3 protein-coding genes are annotated in these 1,703 nt (G+C 56.1%); 1 reads left to right on the top strand and 2 read right to left on the bottom strand.

Annotated elements, in window-relative coordinates:
* A partial coding sequence (locus tag XF30_RS22100) for an SLATT domain-containing protein (RefSeq protein WP_158284403.1) occupies window positions 1-600 on the top strand: 600 nt, incomplete at its 5' end.
* A gap of 216 nt (window positions 601-816) precedes the next feature.
* On the opposite strand, the gene XF30_RS22095 is transcribed toward XF30_RS22100, so the two are convergent.
* Both XF30_RS22095 and XF30_RS38900 read right to left on the bottom strand, forming a co-directional pair.
* The gene (locus tag XF30_RS22095) at window positions 817-1,260 is read right to left on the bottom strand and encodes a DUF2939 domain-containing protein (RefSeq protein WP_244608997.1); all 444 of its coding nucleotides are present in this window, start codon (window positions 1,258-1,260) and stop codon (window positions 817-819) included.
* Window positions 1,261-1,465: 205 nt separating this feature from the next.
* The coding region (locus tag XF30_RS38900) for a hypothetical protein (RefSeq protein ID WP_204524521.1) at window positions 1,466-1,703 on the bottom strand (238 nt) is incomplete at its 5' end.

Raw genomic sequence — 1,703 nt, 5'->3', positions numbered from 1 at the left:
GTCGTCACCTTTTATGCCATGTTGTTCGCCGTAATATCGACTCTCGACAAGGTGGTGCAGGCGAACGTCAGAGATCTGCTTTCCTATCTATCTCTCTTCATGTCTGCAGCGATCGCTGCGTTCGCGCTGTACGAGGGTGGAAAACGGTACGATGCGCGATCTGAAAACTTCATCCGGTCCGCTCGAGCCATCGCGGCGTTGCGCGATCGCACCGTCAATGAGTATCTGAGCGGCAAGCTTCATTGGGACGCCCTAAAAGAAATTGAGCGAGAATACAGCACTCTCTTGCAGGCCGACACTGACAATCACGCTCACTTAGACTACGAAGTATTTCTCTCCAACACGAGTGACGATCGGTGGGGAAGATACGCCACGAAATTCTTTTATGTGGTCGAGGTGCATTGGCTTCTTGCGGTCTCGTTCCTCAGCCCGCTAGGCATATTCGTCATCTATGCCACGAGCGTAAAGGCGGCGGCCTTAGCGCTATCCATCGTCAGTCAAGTACCCGCGATCCCTCAGAAGGAAATGGACCATCCGGTCGCATCCTCGCTGGAGACAAAAGCGAGCGAAGAATCGACCGGCCGTCAATCAATTAGGTAGCCCTACCCGATTTTCGGGCGCGGATCAGTCAGCATTATGCCGCGAGCATTACGCAATCAGAAGGCGAGGACAAGAGTTTATCGCGCCGGCAGGCGGTTCACAATTTCAGCGAGAACCTTGGACGGGAGCTTGATGCCCGACAGTTTCCAAGTCGTACCTTCGAGATGCATGCTGACACTGCCAGCGTCCAGGCTCTCACCCAGGCGGAGCTCGACTTCAACGGGCTTGATCGGGGAGACCCGTCTGGCGAAAGCGATCACGTTGGAGATGTCGAGCTCGGCCAGCGATGACATCGTTCCAAAAGTTCTCCGCGGCGTTACGAACGGTGCCTGTCTTAAGCATCTCTGAGAGATTTTCTGGGGTTATGAGCTTCATCGCGAAATCGTCGGCAATCGTCGCGCCGAACGCGTTAATCGCCATGCGTTCAAACGGGCGCACCGGCCATTTCTGCTCCAGCCGGTCGAGATATGCCGACAGGACCTGGTCAACGATCGAATGCCGAACGTGTGGCAGATCGGTGCGGGCGATCACCTCAACAGCATCGCCGCTGCGGACCGCCGAAACCAGCGCTAAGGCCGAAACGAACGCCGACCCGTATAGACCGTCAGGCAGAGAAGGATGAGCGCTAAGAGGCCGGTGAACCACTTCATTCAGCGGCAATTTGGGAGCCGCGGGCTTTGTTCCAAGCTCGTGTAGGGGGGATTTTCGTCCAAGCCCCCTTCTGCTTGTTGTTTACGGGCCGGCTGGAGGCGGAGTTGAAAGATGCTGGTGCATAAGCCCTTGCCGAACATCATCCTCCGCAAGGCTCATCCGCTGGGTGAGAGGATCGCGAAACAGCACGCTGTGCGCTGCGTCCGCAAGCAACTTATAGCTCACGTGATAGGGTTACAGGAAAGCCAGTTTGAAGGCTGACCATCGATAAAAACACGGACCAGCCACCTGGTTGGCGTCTGTCCTGCACGGCAGTCAAGTTCTGATGGTCATGCCGGAGCTTCTCCTCGGTGGCAGGACAAGCCAAACATGCCCCCCGGCAAGAGAGAACCGCTTTTTTCTGGAAGATCGGCGGATGATGGGCGTAGAAACTCGGACCTGAGCTATAGCCT

The sequence above is a fragment of the Bradyrhizobium sp. SUTN9-2 genome, assembly GCF_003122645.1.
In the GTDB taxonomy this organism is placed as follows: Bacteria; Pseudomonadota; Alphaproteobacteria; order Rhizobiales; family Xanthobacteraceae; genus Bradyrhizobium; species Bradyrhizobium yuanmingense.
The sequence above is the reverse complement of the archived record's forward strand: the minus strand, read 5'-3'. Positions and strand labels throughout refer to the sequence as shown.